15 protein-coding genes are annotated in these 17,925 nt (G+C 70.0%); 11 read left to right on the forward strand and 4 right to left on the reverse strand.

What is annotated here, in order from left to right:
• Together LJ657_RS30260 and LJ657_RS30265 are read right to left on the reverse strand one after the other, a co-directional pair.
• The gene (locus LJ657_RS30260; protein WP_232652175.1) at nucleotides 1-1,002 is read right to left on the reverse strand and encodes a glycoside hydrolase family 43 protein; all 1,002 of its coding nucleotides are present in this window, start codon (nucleotides 1,000-1,002) and stop codon (nucleotides 1-3) included.
• A 45-nt stretch (nucleotides 1,003-1,047) separates the two neighbouring features.
• Entirely contained in the window at nucleotides 1,048-1,779 is a 732-nt protein-coding gene (locus tag LJ657_RS30265) for a TetR/AcrR family transcriptional regulator (RefSeq protein WP_232652022.1), read from the reverse strand.
• Between the two features lie 170 nt (nucleotides 1,780-1,949).
• On the opposite strand from LJ657_RS30265, the gene LJ657_RS30270 reads away from it, so the two are divergent.
• The 4 genes from LJ657_RS30270 to LJ657_RS30285 all read left to right on the forward strand — a co-directional run bounded on the left by LJ657_RS30270 (nucleotide 1,950) and on the right by LJ657_RS30285 (nucleotide 8,471).
• The gene (locus LJ657_RS30270; protein WP_232652023.1) at nucleotides 1,950-3,002 is read left to right on the forward strand and encodes a phosphotransferase family protein; all 1,053 of its coding nucleotides are present in this window, start codon (nucleotides 1,950-1,952) and stop codon (nucleotides 3,000-3,002) included.
• Nucleotides 3,003-3,142: 140 nt separating this feature from the next.
• Nucleotides 3,143-4,228 (forward strand): GNAT family N-acetyltransferase, encoded by a 1,086-nt coding sequence (locus LJ657_RS48705; protein WP_232652024.1) that lies wholly within the window; start codon nucleotides 3,143-3,145, stop codon nucleotides 4,226-4,228.
• A 152-nt stretch (nucleotides 4,229-4,380) separates the two neighbouring features.
• Nucleotides 4,381-7,158, forward strand: a complete 2,778-nt coding sequence (locus LJ657_RS48710) for an HAD family hydrolase (protein WP_232652025.1) — start codon at nucleotides 4,381-4,383, stop codon at nucleotides 7,156-7,158.
• Nucleotides 7,158-8,471, forward strand: coding sequence for a lipopolysaccharide biosynthesis protein (locus LJ657_RS30285; protein ID WP_232652026.1), 1,314 nt, complete (start codon nucleotides 7,158-7,160; stop codon nucleotides 8,469-8,471). Before LJ657_RS48710 ends, LJ657_RS30285 begins: the two co-directional genes overlap by 1 nt.
• 27 nt (nucleotides 8,472-8,498) lie before the next feature.
• Here the strand turns inward: LJ657_RS30285 and LJ657_RS30290 are convergent, their stop codons facing one another.
• Nucleotides 8,499-9,326 carry an alkaline phosphatase family protein gene (locus tag LJ657_RS30290; RefSeq protein WP_232652027.1) on the reverse strand — a complete coding sequence of 276 codons (828 nt, stop codon included), beginning with the start codon at nucleotides 9,324-9,326 and terminating at the stop codon, nucleotides 8,499-8,501.
• 225 nt (nucleotides 9,327-9,551) lie between these two features.
• Here LJ657_RS30290 and LJ657_RS30295 point away from each other — a divergent pair, with 225 nt between their 5' ends.
• The 7 genes from LJ657_RS30295 to LJ657_RS30325 all read left to right on the forward strand — a co-directional run bounded on the left by LJ657_RS30295 (nucleotide 9,552) and on the right by LJ657_RS30325 (nucleotide 16,793).
• The gene (locus LJ657_RS30295; protein ID WP_232652028.1) at nucleotides 9,552-11,375 is read left to right on the forward strand and encodes a glycosyltransferase; all 1,824 of its coding nucleotides are present in this window, start codon (nucleotides 9,552-9,554) and stop codon (nucleotides 11,373-11,375) included.
• Nucleotides 11,372-11,887 carry a hypothetical protein gene (locus LJ657_RS30300; RefSeq protein WP_232652029.1) on the forward strand — a complete coding sequence of 172 codons (516 nt, stop codon included), beginning with the start codon at nucleotides 11,372-11,374 and terminating at the stop codon, nucleotides 11,885-11,887. Before LJ657_RS30295 ends, LJ657_RS30300 begins: the two co-directional genes overlap by 4 nt.
• Nucleotides 11,888-11,889: 2 nt before the next feature.
• Nucleotides 11,890-12,744, forward strand: coding sequence for a glycoside hydrolase family 16 protein (locus tag LJ657_RS30305; protein ID WP_232652030.1), 855 nt, complete (start codon nucleotides 11,890-11,892; stop codon nucleotides 12,742-12,744).
• Between the two features lie 116 nt (nucleotides 12,745-12,860).
• Nucleotides 12,861-13,610 (forward strand): glycosyltransferase family 2 protein, encoded by a 750-nt coding sequence (locus LJ657_RS30310; protein ID WP_232652031.1) that lies wholly within the window; start codon nucleotides 12,861-12,863, stop codon nucleotides 13,608-13,610.
• Nucleotides 13,607-14,983, forward strand: coding sequence for a glycosyltransferase family 2 protein (locus LJ657_RS30315; RefSeq protein WP_232652032.1), 1,377 nt, complete (start codon nucleotides 13,607-13,609; stop codon nucleotides 14,981-14,983). The genes LJ657_RS30310 and LJ657_RS30315 overlap by 4 nt, the downstream gene beginning before the upstream one ends.
• Before the next feature lie 8 nt (nucleotides 14,984-14,991).
• Nucleotides 14,992-15,984, forward strand: coding sequence for a glycosyltransferase family 2 protein (locus LJ657_RS30320; RefSeq protein WP_232652033.1), 993 nt, complete (start codon nucleotides 14,992-14,994; stop codon nucleotides 15,982-15,984).
• Nucleotides 15,981-16,793: a polysaccharide deacetylase family protein gene (locus tag LJ657_RS30325; protein ID WP_232652034.1), complete on the forward strand. Its 813-nt coding sequence runs from the start codon at nucleotides 15,981-15,983 to the stop codon at nucleotides 16,791-16,793. Before LJ657_RS30320 ends, LJ657_RS30325 begins: the two co-directional genes overlap by 4 nt.
• 9 nt (nucleotides 16,794-16,802) lie before the next feature.
• On the opposite strand, the gene LJ657_RS30330 is transcribed toward LJ657_RS30325, so the two are convergent.
• On the reverse strand, nucleotides 16,803-17,873 hold the full coding sequence (locus tag LJ657_RS30330; protein ID WP_232652035.1) for a glycoside hydrolase family 16 protein: 1,071 nt from the start codon (nucleotides 17,871-17,873) through the stop codon (nucleotides 16,803-16,805).
• Nucleotides 17,874-17,925: the final 52 nt, after the last annotated feature.

The raw sequence follows: 17,925 nt of genomic DNA on the forward strand, positions 1-17,925 counted from the left end.
TCATCCGCCGCCGTCGAGGTCCGTCCGCTGCCGGAGCACTCGTAGTTCGTGGCCGACGAGCTGCATGTCGTACAGCTTCCCGCGTGCGTTCTCGAACGGGCGGTGGAGGACCATCATCAGCCGGTCGTCGAAGGTGTGGAACAGCATGCCGTGACCGCTGTCCTCGCGGACCAGCGGCCGGTGCTGCCGCCAGGGCCCGGTGATCTCGCCGGACTCGGAGACGGCACACGTCTGCACATAGCCACCGCTGACGGTGCCGTCCTTGCCGACTGCGTTCTTCTCGTACGTCGACCACAGCATGAGCAGCGACCCGTCAGGGGTGTTGTACAGCTGGGGGCCGTCGGTGATGTAGGGCGGCAGCTGGTTCGGGACGCCGGCGGGGATCTGCTCGCCGAGCCAGAACGCGTCCGAGCCCTTGAACAGGAAGACCGGATCACCGACCGTTCCCGACAGGTCCGGGGCCAGCCGGATCGCCTCCATGGTCCCGTCAATGGTCTGCAGCCACTCGTGGGCGTACACCATCCAGGGCTGACCGGACGGGTCGACGTGGAGCGTGCCGTCGAGGGTCATCAGGTTCTCGGGCGGGGTGGGACGTGCGGGATCGACGGCGGTGAAGGGACCCAGCAGTGAGTCGGAGACAGCGGTGATCGTGCCGCGCATGTAGTTGCGGAGCTGGAACGGTGTGCCCCACTGGTCGGCGGGTGGCACCGGGAGCGGCCTGGCCTCGTTGTGGAGGGTGGTGAACAGGTAGTACCTGCCGCCCAGTTCATGGACCTCCGGTGCCCATCCGCCGTCGGTCGCCCAGATTCCGCTCTGCCCGGCGGCGCGGAAGACCACCACGGGGCTCGTCCAGTCGCGCAGGTCGTGGCTGCGGTAGACCATCGTGCCGGTGCCGTCCACGCCTGATACGGAGGACTCGTTGGAGGTGTAGAGGTAGTACGTGCGGGTTGCCTGGTCGGCGACGATGAACGGATCGTGCAGGGGCATGTCGGGAAGCCGCATCGGCTCGGTCTCAGCCACCGTCGAAGAATACGATCCGACGGGTGCCTACCTTCCGGCGGTCTCCACGAACCGGTCGAGCAGCGCGTCCAGGCCCGCGGCCAGGCCCGCCGGTCCGCCCGGCTCGGTGAGGGCGGGGGCGGCCTCCCGGAGCCCGGGCAGCTCCTGGGGCGGCATGCGGTGCAGGCCGAGGCGGAACGCCGGGTCCTGCTCGTCGGAATTGTCCACCATCGGCCGCAGCTCCACGGACACATAACCCAGCAGCCAGGCCGTGAGGGCCCGGAAGGCGGCGGCCGTACCGGCGTCGTCGAGCCCGGCCTCCCTGAGCAGGGCGAGCACGCGCTCGTGGTCCTTCAGCACGGCGAGCGGGCGACGCGCGAGCGGGACGGCGAGCATGCGGGTGGTGAGCAGGGGGACCGCCTGGGGGTGGGCGAGGCAGACGTCGTAGGTGGCGCGGGCGATGCGGTGGAGCCCGTCTCGCCAGGCGGGCGCGGCGTCGGCCCGGCCTGCTTCGGGTTCGGCGCTCAGGCGCTCCTCCAGCTCCAGGTACAACGCTTCGACCAGGCCGTCGAGAAGAGCGTCCTTACTCGCCGCGTACCGGTACAGCGCCATCGCCTCCACGCCGAGTTCCGCTCCCAGCCGGCGCATGCTCAGCGCCGACAGGCCCTCCCGATCGACCAGCTGCAGCGCGCTGGCCAGCACACGCTCCCGGCTCAGCCGTCCGTAGCGGCCGCGGTCGCTGGCACGGCGCGCTTCGCCGGCCCCGGAGTCACGTGCCATGCGCCTGCCTCCTCACCCGGTGACCAGGCTGGTCGCCGCGTCCACGTACAGCGTAAACACGCATGAGCGGGCACGTGGGATCACCGGCCCGCTGCCGACACCGGGACCGGCGGCGATGATGAGAAGGGGACCAGGACATTGCGCGACTGTCCGGCAGGGAGGAGGGCCGCATGGGTCTCACAGCGCAGCTGCGCGGATTCCTGCCGATGTATCCCGCCGGTCTCCTGACCCGTCCGGCCGACCTCCTGACCGCTCGTCGGCTGGCAGCTTCCCTCCGCGTGGACGGCCTCTCCTGCGGAGGTCCGCGCGCGCCGCGGCGGACGGTCTCCGATCTCCTGGTTTTCCGACTCGACGGCGGCGCCGCGCCTCCCTTGGTGGTCAAGCACCCACGCAGCCCCCGCGCCATGGCGGCGCTCGCGCGGGAGTGCGAGGTCGTACAAGGCCTGGAACGCGACGAGCGCCTCGGCTCCTGGCATCGGTTCGTGCCCAGGGTGGAGCAACGGCGGCTGCACGGGCCGCTGCCCCTGGTGGCGCAGCGGTGTCTGCCGGGCGTGGAAGGGGACGCCCTGCTGCGGCGTTTCCCGCAGCTCACCCACCAGGCTGCGATGTCCGCGCTGCGCGCGATCCGCGGACTGCACCTGGCCACCGGGAGAACGGAGCAGGTGACGGCTCGCCTGGGTGACTGGATCGACCCCCGGCTGGCCGTCCTCGCACGGGAGGTGCGCTGGTGTCGCGGCGGCTCTGGCGCGCACGCCATGTCGGTGCTGAGGGACCGTCTGCTGCGGAGTCTGTCCGGTCGCAGCCTGCTCGTCGGGTGGACGCACGGCGACTTCCACCCGGGAAACGTGCTGCTGACGCGGGAGCACGCCGGAGTGCTCGGAGTGATCGACTGGTCGGGCGCCGTCCCCGACGGCCCGTCCGCCATCGACTGCTACACCTTCGTGCTGACCATGCGGCACCAGAACACAGGAAGCCAGTTCGGGCGGGTCGTGGCCGATGCGGTGCGCCACGCGTCCCTGCGGCCCGAGGACCGACGGCTGCTCGCCGAGGCGGGGGAACTCGCGACGGACGGCCAGGGCGAGACCGCACTCGCGCTCCTCACCTGGCTGTGGCATGTGGCGGGCAACGCGGCGAAATCGGCCAGATACGGGCGCAGCCACCGTTGGGTCGCCGAGAACGTCGTTCCCGTGCTCAGCGAGGTGGCCGCGCAGGCGGGCCCCTGACCGCGCATGCGCTGCCGGGCGCCCGGGCGCCTGAGATGCCTGCATCACCCACCCGGCCTAGCATCGGGGTGTGGGGGCACGAGGATCCTCGCTCCGCTGGTGTCGTCCTCGTGGAGCCCGTACACCGGCGGGAGAAGGCTGTGAACGCACCTGCTGTACTCCTGATCCACACGCCGGACGGTCCCACTCACGTCACCGCACCGGCGCCGCGGGAAACCTGGTCGGCGCTGGCCCGTCAGGACCCGCGTACCCAGGTCACACAGACCCCGGCCTGGCTGGACTGTATCTGCGCCACGGGACCGTACCGAGACGCGAGCCGACTCTACGAGTTCCAGGACGGCAGCCGTCTCGTGCTGCCCCTCGTCGGCAGGAGGCAGCGCCCTGGGTGGCTGGATGCGGAGGAATCATGGCCGGCCGGCTGGGGCGTAGGAGGGCCGTTGTTCCAGGGCGACGTCAGCCCGGCGAAGGCCCGGGTGGTCCTCGACGACCTCGCGCGGCGACCGGTGTTCCGGACCGGCGTGCGCTTCCGGCCCGGAGACGAGGACGTCTGGGCGGGCGCCGCACCGGTGAGCCTCCGGCAGGAGCCTCACATGACTCAGGTGCTGGACCTGGACGGCGGGTTCGGCACTGTCTGGATGGGCCGGCTCCGCGACCGGGTGCGGCGCGACGTCCGAAGGGCCGAAAGGTCCCAGGTCGAGGTGGAGGTGGACACCACCGGCAGATTCATTCCTCCCTTCGCTCACCTGTACGAGCACTCGATCGTGCGCTGGGCCCGGCAGCAGCACGAACCGCTGGCGCTGGCCCGGTGGCGAAGGCGAAGAGAGTTCCCGATGCGGCGGATGGAGGCGGTGGCATCCCGGCTCGACGGATCCTGCGCCATCTGGATGGCCTGGTGCGCCGGCGAGCCCGCCGCGGTGATCGTCGTCCTGCGCCACGGCGCCTGCGCGAAGTACTGGCGCGGAGCCATGAACCGGGACCTGGCTCATCCGGTCCGGGCCGTTCCGCTGTTGCACAGGCTGGCGATCGAGGACGCGTGCGCCGCGGGCTGCAGGTGGTACGACATGGGGGAGTCCGCCCCCGGGTCCTCGTTGGCCCTCTTCAAGGCAGGCTTCGGAGCAGACAACTGCTCGTCCCCCCGTTACTTCCGTGAGCGGCTTCCCGTCACAGCGGCCGACCATTGGCTGCGGGCGGCCGTCAAACGCGCGATCGGCTTCAGGGACGCCTGACGCTCCGCTCCCACCAGGTGCGGGACGCCACCAGGTTTCGGGACCGGTCTCAAAGAGCCGGCACGTCAGGGTTCTCCAGGCGGCAACGCGAGCGGTTCACGACGAGAGGAGTGGTCCCGATCTCTCACGGCAGCACTCGTACCCCCCGGCAGGTGGTTCCCGACCTCTGCGCCGGTGTGGCGGAGCTGCATCGAGGGCTGCTGGACGCCTCAGTGCGCGGCGACGCCCTCGACGCCTACCTCTTCGCGGCCGGCATCGTCCAGGTCTGCGAGGACCGCCTGAACGGCACCCCTTGGCTGCTCAGCCGAGCCGCACAGCAGCTCGAGGACACTGCTGCCAGGCCCCTGGTGCGCCTCGTCCTGAACAGCGCCGTGGCCACCGCCGGACTTACGCCCGCCAGTCGCTGCCTTCGGTCCTGGCTGTCGGTCGTGCGACAGCTGACCGACGCACTCGCGAGCGCCGTGACGGCCGGTTCGTACGGCACGGCCCACCGGGGCGCGTTCACCGGGCGGGTGTCCACACTGCTGGAGCGCCTCGGCACAGAGGGGCCGGAGCCTGCCGCCGCTCTGCTGGAAGGCAGCACCCTGAGGTCCCCTTCCTGCTTCCGCAGCTTCGACCAGCATCCCCGTGACGTTCTCGAGCTGGTCGCACGCTTCATCGACCGGTACCCCGATCGGAGCCGCCGCCTCATGGTGATCGGACTGCGTACGTCGGGGAGTTACCTGGCGCCGCTCACCGGGGCCGCTCTCCGCGCCGAGGGCTACGCGCGTGTCGCAGTCCGCACGACGAGACCGGCAGGCGCGGGCTCGCGGGCGGACCACGCGGAACTGCGTTCCGCCCTGCGCGACGGCGCCCTCGTCCTCCTGATCGACGATCCGCCGCGCTCCGGCGACAGTCTGGCCACGGTGGCACAGGGGCTGTTGCGGACCGGCTTTCCCGCCGAACGGGTCGTCATGCTCTTCGCCGCCTTCGACGACCGGCCGGTTCCCGCACCCATCGCCGCCCACCCGAGCGTCGTACTGCCCCCGGGCGACTGGTACATCCGCGAGCGGCTGCGGAAGCAGGGGCTGCACCGCACCCTGGCGGCCCTCCTGCCGGACCATGAGGTGCTCGGCCTGTCGGCCGCCGAGCCGGGACACCCCTCCCGCTGGAGCCATCTGGAGGTGCCGTTCACGGTCCTGGCGCACACCGACCGCGGGGACCGGGAAATGCACCTGGTCGCGCAGGGCGCGGGGACCGGGTACTTCGGACGCCACAGCCTTGCGGCGGCTCGGGCGCTCGACGGGCTGGTGCCACAGGTCCACGGGTTCCACGACGGAGTGCTGCTCTGGGAACGGCAGCCCGCGGAGCCGGGCCGATCGTCGGACCCCGTCCCCACGGAACTGGTGCCGGCGGCGGACGTCCTTCGCTATGTCATCGAACGCCGTGAGCGTCTGCCGCTGAACGAGGACCGCAGCCCGTTGCTGACGGGCCGACAACCGGTCTGGGAGGTCGGCGCACGGCTGTTCGCCCACAGGTGTGGCCGATTGGCCGCCCCCCTGCGCCCGCTGCTGATCGACCCGCTGCTGCGCGAGTTGCTGCGCACCTCGTCAGCGTCCCTGGCGGACGGGCACATGGTGTTCGGACGCTGGTGGCACGGCCCCGAGGGTTGGACTAAGACCGACTTCGACGACGGGCACTTCAGCCATCTGGACCTGGCCGAATACGACGCGGCCTACGATCTGGCGGGCGCCACGCAGGCCCTGCCCGAGCACGAGGACCAGTTGCTGGCCGACTACGAGCGTCTCACCGGCACCCGGGTACCGGCCGCGCGGTGGTGCGTGTACGGGGCTGCGCTCGGCTGGAACGCCGAGCGGCTGCTCTGCTCGGGTGCGGGCACCGGTATGGACGAGGCTGCCGCCCGGCGGGCGCGATCTCGGGCGGTCCAGCGATATCTCGCCGGTCTCTACCTCGGTGACCTCGATGACGTCACGTTCGCGGCCTCGTCCGCACCGCCCTCACAGGCATGGTGCGTACTGGACGTGGATGGCGTCCTGGAGTCAGACCTGTTCGGTGTCGCCGCGCCCTCGCCGACCGGAATGCTGGCCCTGCGCGGGCTGCGCGCCCACGGGTACCAGGTGCTCCTCGCCACCGGGCGTCCCGTGCCAGAGGTGCGCGACCGCTGCCGTGTGTACGGGCTGCTCGGCGGTGTGGCCGAGTACGGCGCCGTCGTGTACGACGCCGAGCGCGATCATTGCGCTCCGCTCGTGACCGGGCACGGCCGATCGGCGCTGGCCCGAGTGCTCTCCGGGCTGCCGTCCGTGACGCTCGACTCCCAGTACCGCGTTTGCCTGCGCGCGTGCCGGGGATGCGGTGCGGGCCGTACGGCGCTCGACGCCCGGACCGTGCGCCAGGTGAGCGGTGGCCAGGAGGCCGTCGGCTTCACTGCCGTACAGGGCGAGACGCAGACCGACTTCGTTCCTGTGGGCGTGGACAAGTGGACGGGCCTTGAGGCGCTGCTGGAACGGCTCGGCGCCCCGCCGGGAACTCGCCCCGTGCTCGCCGTGGGCGACAGCGCCACCGACATCCCGCTGCTGCGGCGGGCCCGGTACGGCTGTGCGCCGGGCAATGCGGCTCCCGCGGTACGGGCGGCGGGGCTCCCGGTACTGCGTCGGCCGTACCAGGTCGGGCTGGCCGACGCGGTGGGCCGGCTGCTCGGGCACGTCCCGGGTTCCTGCCCTGTCTGCTGCGCGCCCGCGCTGTCACCCGCCGATGCGGCCCTGACGGCGCTCCTGGCCGTGTCCGAGGCCGGCTGGGCGGGGATGCCTGGCCGGCTGGCCCGGTTCGCCAGAGCCCGCGCGGCCATGGCCGGGTCCTCGGGAACGGACGGCCCGGCCGCCGCGGCACCGGCTCCAGGGGCCGCGGCGGTCGGGCCGCAGAGGCGGTCATGATGAGAAGTCCCGTCATCACCCGCCTGCTGAAGCGGGGGCCGGACATCGGGCCCCGGCGCATCCGCTCGCTGGAGATCTGGTCGTTGGAAACGGTGGTGCGCAACGGTCACATGCTGACCTTGAGCTCGCTGCTCACCTCGCTCCTGGGAGCCTTGTACTGGGCGGTGGCCGCCCATTCCTACAGCGTCGACAGCCTCGGGCGGAACTACTCCGCGGTGGCGGCGATGATGCTGTTGGCCGGAGTGGGCCAGCTCAATATGGCCAACGTAATGATCAGGTTCACTCCGGGGGCCGGGCATCGCAGCCGCCGCCTGGTCGCCGCCGCCTATCTGGCCGCGTGTCTGACCACAGCCGTCCTCGCCGTCGGGTGGGTGCTTCTGATCCCGGCCGTGTCGCCGGGCCTGATGTTCCTCCGCCACCCGTTTGCCGCCTGCGGTTACGTGCTGGCGACCATCGGTTACGCGATCTTCGTGCTGCAGGACGGGGTGCTGACGGGCTTGCGCAGGCCCGGCTGGGTGGTGCTGGAGAACCTCGTCTTCGCCCTGGTGAAGATAGGGTTCGTGGTGCTCCTGGCCTTCCTGGCGGCCACGGGGATCCTGTGGTCCTGGGCCCTCGCGGTCGTCGTCGCCATCGCGCTGACGAACACGTTGCTTTTCGCCCGGTTTCTGCCCCGGCGTGCCGACGCCCCGACCGACGATCGCGCGGACACCAGCCGCCCCACCGGCAGCTACATCATCGCGGACTACCTGGCGGCCCTGTTCTGGCTGGCCGCCACCGCGTCCCTGCCGATCATCGTCCTCAACCATCTCGGCGCCAGGCAGGCCGCCTACTTCTCGCTCGCCTGGCTCGTCGCCTTCTCGCTCTACCAGCTGAACACGAACATGGGTGCCTCGCTCATAGTGGAGGCGACCAACGATCCGTCCCGGCTTGCCGCTCACTGCAAGCTGGTACTTCGCCACACCGGTGCCTTGCTGGTGGGCGGCGTCACCCTGTTGTGTGTTGCCGCGCCGCTGATCCTGCGCATCTTCGGACCGGAGTACGCCCGGTACGGCGCCAACCTCCTCCGGCTGACCGCACTGTCCGCCCTGCCCAACATCGTGACGGTCGCGGCCGTCAGCATGTGCCGGGTCCAGCGTCGGCTGCGCCTGCTGGTGGGCATCCTCGGGGCGGTGTGCACGCTGGCCACCGTTCTCACCTACGTCCTGCTGCCCGTCATGGGCATCACCGGGGTGGGAGCGGCGTGGCTCCTGGCTCAGACCGCCGCCGCGGGAGTCCTGTGGTGGCGCAGGTCCTCCTGGCTGCCAGGGCTGTAGTACGCCCCGCGGGGGCCGCCCCCAGGATCACGTCGCGGCGCGTGACGCGCTCGACTCCCAGACGTCGATGGGGTCGGACTCGGAGCTGTGGTCGAGGGACTTCAAGCCGTAGGCGTCCAGGAGCGTGCGCAGGAGTCCGAACAGGTTGTTCGGCTGAGTGTGGGCGCCTGGCCGGACGTGCGCGCCGACGAGGATCGTCGGGATGTGATTGGTCCCGTCGGAGCTCTCGTCCCACGTCACCACCAGCAGACTGTTGTGGACCGCCGCCCAGCGCGCGTAGTCGCCGAGGTTGTCCCGGAGCCAGGTGTCGGCTGTCCGCACACTGCCGTTGTGCATGTCGTGATCCACGTCCGGAACGACGAACGAGACAGTCGGCAGCCGGGAGTAGTCGCGCGGGAAGTGGGTCCATGGGCGGTTGACGGAGGCGGGGAGGTTTCCGAAGTCCACCCATGGGTTGTGCCGGCGCGCATAAGCGCCGCTGGTACAACCGGTGAAGCCGACCCGAGGCATGCTCTGGGCGTAACCGGCGAAGGTGAGCCCCGACTTCAGGAGCCGGGAACCGAGATTCTGCGCCGTGCTGTTGAAGGGACACGAGTCCCCGACGACTCCCTGCCCGGAGCCCGAGAAGAGTGAGAGGTAATTGGGTTGACTCGGGTGGGTGATGGCGTAGAACTCGGTGAGGGAGGCACCTCGCCGGGCCAGTTGGTTGAGGTAGGGGGCCTGCGGGCTGCCGATGATGTCGCCGTATGAGCGGTTCTCCTCCACCACCACGACGATGTGGTCAGGGCGGGGGATGGCGTGGTGCGTCGTTTTCGGCGCGTCGCAGCCCGCCGCGGACAGGAGGCTCGCCAGCACGACGGCTCCCGCGATCGGCTTCATCTTGGATCGGAGCCCCGGTCCCGGTCGTTTGGACCTCGGTCGTGAGCTCACGGCTCTCCCTCACTGCAGAACTGTCCTCGCTCGGCTGTTCCCGCACGGGCCGCGGCGCGAACTGCCGTGTACGGCAAACGGAAGTAACGTGATTCTCGTCGCTGTCATCTTATTTCAGTCTAAAAAGGGTGCGATCGTGGAGGCGTCTCCATGGGCAAGGGCACCATGCCGGTGGGCAACCGCGGGGCGTCCCTCACCAGCGCCGCGGTGCGATGGCCGGTCGCGGCGGTGGCCAACCGGCGCCGTCTGCAGCGCGCCACGGCACGCCAGTGGGCGGCATGGACGGCTCTGCCTGTCGCGCTCGGCCTCTGGCTGCTGTCCCTGCGCCATGTGAACCTGCGCGGGATGCACGACTACGGCCTCCTGCAGGTGCTGCCGGCGCTCTACTGGGTCGCCCTCGGCTTGCTCACCCTCGGCTTCTGTCTGTCCATGATCGACCGGCGCACCGGAAGCGGCTGGTTCGCCGGCTATGTCCTGGGGCTGATCGCGGTCCTCCATGCAACACCCACGCTGCTCTACCCGACACTGCGCTACGGCTGGGCGTGGAAGCACGTCGCGATCATCGACGCGGTGATCCGCAACGGCGGGACGGTTCCGAACGCGGACAAGCTCTCCCTCTACAACCAATGGCCGGGCTTCTTCCAGCTCAACGCGTTGTTCCTGAAGGCAACGGGCCTCCAGTCGGCGCTCGCCTACGCAGCCTGGACCCCGCCCGTCTTCAACGCCCTGCTGCTCGTCCCCCTGCTGCTGCTGTACAGGACGGTGACCCATGACCGCCGACTGGTCTGGGGAGCCGCGTGGATCTACTACTCGTGCTCCTGGGTGGGGCAGGACTACTTCGCGCCCCAGGCGTTTGCGTTTCTGCTGTTCGTGACCCTGATCGCGCTGGTCATGGGACAACTGCACACACCGCACCGTCCGGACGGCCCGCCCGCGCCCTGGCCTGTCGCCAGGCTGGTCATGGTGCTGCTGATCGCGGCTGCCATCGTCACCTCCCACCCGCTGACACCGCTGATGCTGATCAGCGCGCTCGTGGCGCTGTCGATTCCACGCCGCAACCGACGTGTGGTCCTGCCTGTCCTGGCCGGTGCGGCGCTGTTGACGTTGGTCTGGGACTCCACCGTCGCGCGCCCCTACATCTCGGCCAATCTGAACAATTTCGTCCAGTCGCTGGTGCAGCCCCGCACCAACGTCGTCTCGGGGTTGGCCGCGCTGGGCACCTCGGCGCCGGGACAGGTCGTGGTGTCCTGGGTCGACCGTGCCCTGTCCGCCGCCGTCTTCCTGCTGGCGGCCGTGGCCTTCGTGCGTCGTCGTTGGGTCCGCCGCACCGGCCTCCCGCTGCTCGTACTGTCGCCACTGCCGCTCCTGGTCGCGAACGCCTACGGCGGTGAGATGGTCCTCCGCTCCTATCTGTTCGCACTCCCGGCTGCCGCCTTCCTCATCGCCGCCCTGCTCTTCCAGTGGGGCAGGCGGCCGCGTCTCCACGTCCTCGTCTCGTATCCGCTGCTCATGGCCATGCTCGGCGGGCTGGTCTTCGGCTACTACGGCAAGGAGGCGGCGAACTACTTCACCAAGGACGAGGTCGCCGCCGCCCACTTCGTCACGGCCACGGCACCACCCGAGTCCCTGATCATCTCCGTCACCTCGGCGGTGCCCGGCCTGTTCACGCACTACGACGAGCATCCCCGGGTGGAAATGGACGAGCAGGACATCCATGCCCGGCGAGAGCTGGTGAGAGATCCGGTGTCCGGCCTTGAGCCCTTCATCCAAGGGGCCACGACACGCCAACCGGCCTACATCATCCTGAGCCGCGCGCAGACTGCCGAGACATACCTCAACGGGACCCTGCCCGCTGACACGACGCAGCGGATGGACGCCGCCATGGCTCGGGCACCGGGCTTCGCGCCGGTCTACCGCAACAGGGACGCTGTCGTCTATGTGTATGCGAATCCGGCAGGGGGAGCGGGGCCATGAGCCCGCTGCGCTGGGGGCTCGCGGCATCCGGCTGGGTGGCCCTGGCGGCGGTCGCCCTCCTGCCGGAGGCCGCCGTCCTGCGCGTGATCCTCACGACGGCGTTCCTGCTGGTCTGCCCGGGACTGGCAGCCCTACTGCGGTGCCCGCCGGCTTCGCGTGCCACGGATCCGGCGATCTTCCTGGAGACGGCTGTCCTGGCTCTCGTGGTCAGCATGTCGCTGTCGGTGCTCGTCGCGGAGGTCCTGTTCCTGAGCGGCGTGTTCACCATCACCCGAGCGCTGCTCGCACTCGCCGTCCTCACGTCACTCCTGGCGCTGCTGCCGCGTCCTCGCGGCACCCGTGGTCCGACACGCCGAGCCGCTCCGGACGATGGTTCGTCGCCGGCTGCCGCTGACCGGACCGGGCCATCCGTGCGGGAACGGGACGCTGGGCCGGTCATGGGCGCATTCACCGCCGCCGGCCCCATCGCCCGTCGGATCGCCGCCGCGGTCGTGGCCGGGATCCGGAGGTGACCGTGCGGTGGCGTCGGGTACAGCGGGCGCTGGCCGCAGGTGCGCTGCTGCTCGCGGTGGCTTGCCGCAGTGGTGTCGGCGACGGCGGTGGGGGTGGCGGCGACAGCGGTGGCCACACGACGACTTCACAGTCGAAGCCGCCGGGACACTGGCGGCTGGTCTTCCAGGACGACTTCCAGGGCTCGAAACTCGACACCGACCGCTGGGCCACCTGCTACGACTGGAATGTGAACGGGTGCACCAACGGCGGCAACGAAGAAAAGGAGTGGTACCTCCCCGGCCAGGTCTCACTGGAGGGAGGAGCGCTCACCCTGAGGGCCGACCGCCGTACCACTCGGGGCAGCGACGGCCGGGACTACCCCTGGGTCTCGGGCATGATCTCCACAGGTCGTGACAACTGGGATGCTCGTCCCCGTCGGACCTTCACCTACGGGTATTTCGAGGCTGCCGTCAAGATTCCCGCGCAGGCCGGTATGTTCCCGGCCTTCTGGATGATGCCCGCGTCCCGGTATGTCCCCCCGGAACTGGACATCATGGAGTTCTTCGGGACCACGCAGCGGGTCCTGATGAATGTGCACTGGCGAGGGATGAGCGGTTTCGTACAGCAAGCGGAGAAGAAGTACGGTCCGATCGACTTCCCCGCCAGGTACCACGTCTTCGCGCTGCTCTGGAAGCCCGACGAACTGACCTGGTTCGTGGATGGTGTCGAGCGCTTCCGCCTGACCGGGGCTCAGCGCGTTCCGCAGGTTCCCATGGAGCTCCTGTTCAATCTGGCCGTCGGCGTTCCGCAGGTCCCGCCGCGCTCCGTGAACTCGGCACAGATGAAGATCGACTGGGTGCGCGTCTGGCAGCAGTGACGGACCGGCATCGAGACGACAGCGTCCTTACTTTCTCTTGACGTGAGGGGCAAACCGGACGAAAGTGTGAATATACGCCGTATGCGTATGGCGTATTCGTTCGGAGGCACCTGACTATGTACAGCGACCCGATCACCGACAGTGGGAACGGCGGCAGGAAGCCCGCCACTGTGAGCCTGGTCGTGCCGGCGCGCAACGAGGCCCGGAACATCCCCTGGGTCTTCGAGCAGATCCCGGAGAGCGTGGACGAGGTCATCCTCGTCGACGGGGACTCCGTCGACGCGACGGTGCCCATGGCCCGGCACTGCCTGCCGAGCGTGCGCTTCGTCCGGCAGAACGGCCCCGGCAAGGGAAACGCCCTGCGCACCGGCTTCCTCGCCGCGACCGGCGACTATGTGGTGATGATGGATGCCGACGGCAGCATGTCGCCGGCGGAGATCCCGCATTTTCTGCACTTCCTCGAGCACGGCTACGACTTCGTCAAGGGTTCGAGATTCGTCGCGGGGGGCGGCTCCCTGGACATCACCCGCTTCAGGCGGATGGGAAACCATGTACTCCTGGCCGCCGTCAACCGGCTTTACCACACCTCCCTCACCGATCTCTGCTACGGCTTCTGCGCCTTCCGGCGCAGCTTCCTGGACCAGTTGGACCTGCACGCCTCCGGCTTCGAGATCGAGACCGAGATGATCGTGCACGCCCTGCGCTCAGGGCTGCGCATCGCGGAGGTCCCCAGCCTCGAACTGCCTCGGCGCAGCGGCTCCTCCAACCTGCACGCCATATCCGACGGGCGCCGGGTGCTGCACACTCTGCTCTCCGAGCGGCCGGGCGCACACTCCGCCACCGCGGGCGTGCGGAGCGCCTCATGACGTCTGTCGCCATGCGCCCCGCCCCCGTTCTCGCCCCGGTCCGAGTGGTCGACGTCGACCTGGCCCGGCCGGGCGAGTTCAGGCTCCCGGCCGGGCCGCTGCTGGCCGAACCGCAGGGGCGCGTGCGAGCCCTCGTGCGACTGCACGGTCATCCGCTCGGCATGGTCAGTGCAGCGGACCTCTCCGGGGCCGATGGTCTGTGGCGGGCGGTCGCACACGCCGCCGAGGAGGAACTCGCGGCGCGCGCAGCCCGGCACCGGGCCGCGGACCGGGCCGCAGCCCCGGACGCAGGCACCGACGGTTGGCCCTGCCGGCAGCGCCACGCGACCCAGCGGCCACCCGCCATCAGCGTGATCGTGGCCACCCACGACCGGCCGAAGCAACTGCGCCGCTGCCTGCACTCGCTGCTGCGGCAGGACTACCCCGAGTTCGAGATCATCGTGGTCGACAACGCCCCGGCCGACGGTGCGGCCGAGGCCCTGGTCCGCGGAGTCTTCCTGGAACAGGTCCGTTACGTCGACGAACCCGTCGCCGGCCTGGCCCGCGCCCACAACCGAGGGCTGGCGCGCGCCAGCGGATCCCTCGTCGCCTTCACGGACGACGACACCCTCGTCGACCCGGGATGGCTGTCCGCCCTGGCCGGGACGTTCGAGGACGACTCACGGATCGGCTGTGTCACCGGGCTGATCGTCCCCGCTGAGCTGGAGACCCCGGCGCAGATCGCTCTTGAGCGACAAGGTGGCTTCGCCAAGGGATATGAGCCTCGTGTCTGGTCGTCGGCCGATCCGCCGCCGGACCCGCTGTTCCCCTTCACGGCGGGGCACTTCGGCTCCGGCGCCAACATGGCCTTCCGTACCGACGTACTCCGCTCCATGGGCGGTTTCGACCCCGCGACCGGCGTCGGCACCCCGGCCCGCGGTGGTGATGATCTGCTCGCCTTCTTCGAGGTCCTGACCGCCGGTCACGCGCTCGCCTACCAGCCGGGCGCCGTCGTCTGGCACCGGCACCACCGAACACAGGCAGCCTTGGAGGCACAGGTTTTCGGATACGGCGCCGGGTTCGCCGCTTACCTCACAGGCGCCGTGCTGCGGAATCCGCGCAGCCTTCCTGCCCTGCTGCACCGGATTCCGGGCGGCATCCGCCACGCAGTGACGAGGACACGTGAACGGAGCGCCGATCCCGAGGCCGCCTGGTCCGGACGACTGGCCCTTCTTGAGGCGCGCGGGATGGCATACGGCCCCTGCGGCTATCTCCGCGGGCGACTCGCTCCACCGGGCGTGGCCATAGACGTGGCGCGGGCCCATCGGAGCTTGCGCCGGGGCGCCGCGCCGCAGACGAGGCCGGATCGTTCGGCAACCCAGAGGCCATTATGAACGACACGATGTCCGCCGCTCACTTTGGCCCGACCCTGTCGGTGGTCGTCTGCGCGTACACCATGGACCGGTGGGAGGACTTGCGGGGCGCGATCGCGTCGGTGCTGACCCAGAACCGGCCCCCGGACGAGGTCGTGCTGGTCGTCGACCACTGCCGGGCCCTGTACGAGCGGGCGTCGCAGGCGATGCCGGCGGTCCGGGTCCTGCCCAGTCGTGGGCCCCGTGGACTGTCCGGGGCACGCAACACGGGCGTAGCGGCCTCGCACGGCGACGTGGTCGCCTTCCTCGACGACGACGCGGCCGCCGAACCGGAATGGACCGCCCGTCTGCTGGCGCACTACGCCAACCCCAGGGTGGCCGGCGTCGGCGGACTGGTCAGACCCCGCTGGTCCACCCGGCGGCCGGTGTGGTTCCCCCCGGAGTTCGACTGGGTGGTCGGTTGCTCCTACCGGGGGCTGCCCGAGCACACCGCCGCGGTACGCAACTTCATCGGAGCCAACATGTCCTTCCGCAGAACGGAGCTGCTTGCGGTAGGCGGCTTCCTCACGACCCTCGGGCGGGTGGGCACCCGGCCGACGGCGGGGTGCGAGGAGACGGAGCTGTGTCTGCGGATCGCGTCCCGCCGCCCGGACGCCATCCTCGTCTACGAGCCGGACGCGGAGGTGCGCCATCGGGTCCCGGAAGCCCGTACCCGCTGGTCCTACTTCCGGTCCCGCTGCTATGGCGAGGGGCTGAGCAAGGCGTTGGTGGCACGGTACGACGGCACCGGGCCCGCCCTGGCCAGCGAACGCGCCTATCTGCGGTCGACCATTCCGCGGGCACTCGTCCGGAGCCTGAGCCGGACCGGCCGCCCCGGTGCCGTGCGAACCCTGGGGGCGCTGGCCGCAGGAGTGTGCGTCACCGGCACCGGCTATCTCGTCGGACGGCTCCGGGCCCCGGGCCCCGGGCGTTTCACCTGGCGTCCGCCGGTATCGGTCCAGGCGCTGTGGGACGGCCCGTGAACGCCATACCCGTCTTCCTCTACCACGCGGTGTCCTGCGACCCACCCGCGTGGCTTGCTCCGTACACGGTGAGTCCACGCACGTTCGTGGAGCACCTGGACATGATCGCCGACAACGGCCTGCACCTGGTCCCGCTGCGGCAGTTGGTCGCGGCGCTGCACGGCGGCCCCGAACTGCCGCCCCGGTGCGCCGTGCTCACCTTCGACGACGGATACGCGGACTTCGCGTCCACGGTGGCTCCGCTGCTCGCCGCAAGGGGGCTTCCCGCCACCTTGTACGTCACCACCAATGCCCTGACGAACCCCGGTACGCCGTCACGTCGCGGACCCTTTCCGTCCGTCGCGATGCTGAGTTGGGCCCAGGTCGGGGAGCTGGACGCGGCAGGCGTCGAGATCGGTGGGCACAGCAGGAGCCATGCGCAGCTCGACACCCTGCCGCGCAAGGCGGTGAGGGAGGAAGTCGGCGGATGCAAGCGCGAGCTGGAGGACGCCCTTGGGCATTCCCTCACCTCTTTCGCGTACCCGCACGGCTATTCGAGCCGCCGGGTTCGCGCGATGGTGGGGGAGGCCGGCTGGACCTCGGCCGCCGCCATCCGGGCTTCCGCCTTCAGTTCGGTCCGGGACGATCCGCTGTGGTTCGCCCGGCTCATGGTGCGGGCCGACACCGGGCGGGAACGCTTCACGCTGTGGACCCGTGGAGAGGGCGCCCCCGTCGCGCCGTTCGCCGAGGGAGCGCGGACTCGTGGTTGGCGGGCGTACCGCCGGACGAGGGAATGGGCCGGACGACCGTACCGGGCCCTTCCCGCCTGACGGGCCGGGTCAGTGCTGCCAGACCCTCACGTAGTCGACCATCATGTCGGCCGGGACCTGGGTGGGCCCGCCGTTTGTGGAACTGACGGCGTTGTTGAGGATCAGATACATCGGAGCCGAGGTGATCCCTGACGTGATCTGACCGACCTGCTTGCCGTCGTAGTAGTACGTGACCGCCCCCTGCTTCCATTCCGCACCGTAGGTGTGCCATCCGGTGTAGGTGCCGGGGGCGCAGCCGCCGGGACCGCCGGCTGCGGAATGGAAGTGGTAACAGGCAGAGCCGCTCAGGCCCTCCATGACATCCATCTCGCCGTCATCCGGCCAATTCTGCCCGTCCGTCCAGAAGGCGGGCCAGTTGGCGATCTGTGTGCCGGACGCGGGCGTGTAGATACGGGCTTCGAAGGCGCCGTAGGTGAACTGGGCCTTGCCGTCGCTCTCCACCAGGCCGGAGACATAGGGATAGGTCTTACCGCCGACGGTCGTCGACTGCTGAATGGCCTTGAGGTGGAGATATCCTCCGCTGACGCCGACCTGTGACGGAGAGTAGGCGGCCTCTTCGGATGAGTTCACGGGCGGCGTGATGCATCCGGAGCACCCGAGCCAGTTCGGATTCCACTTGGAGCCGTCAAGGCCGGTGCCGTCGAATTCGTCGCTGAACACATTGCGCCATGTCCCGGGAATACCGAGCGGTGCGACGGCGGTCGTCGAAGGCGCCGAGGACGGTTCGCTCACCGTTGGTGTGGACGTGGCAGTCGGCGTGGACGTGGAGGTGGGCGCCGGCGTGCTGGTGGGAGCGGATGTCGTTGCCGTCGGGGTCGGGGTCGGGGTGGGCGTGGGCGTGGGGTTGGCGCCGGAGGTGAAGGAATTCACCGGAGAAAGATTGTGCCAGCTGTTGTGCAGCTTGTATGAGACGAAGTATGTATACGTGCCCGCGGGGAATGTGCGACTGCCTGAGGTGTAGGTGGTGGGCCAAGTTCCCACCGTGGTCGCGGCGGCTCCGGGAAAGTCATAGATGTTGCCGTCCGCAGATCGCGCCGTGACGGCCAGCGCCTGCAACTTGATCGTTTTTGTGGCGTGCACCTTCGCGGTGGCCTTGAACTGTCCGTCCGCTGTCGCCGACGTGGACAGGGAG

This window comes from Streptomyces guryensis, assembly GCF_021261325.1.
GTDB classification, from domain to species: domain Bacteria; phylum Actinomycetota; class Actinomycetes; order Streptomycetales; family Streptomycetaceae; genus Streptomyces; species Streptomyces guryensis.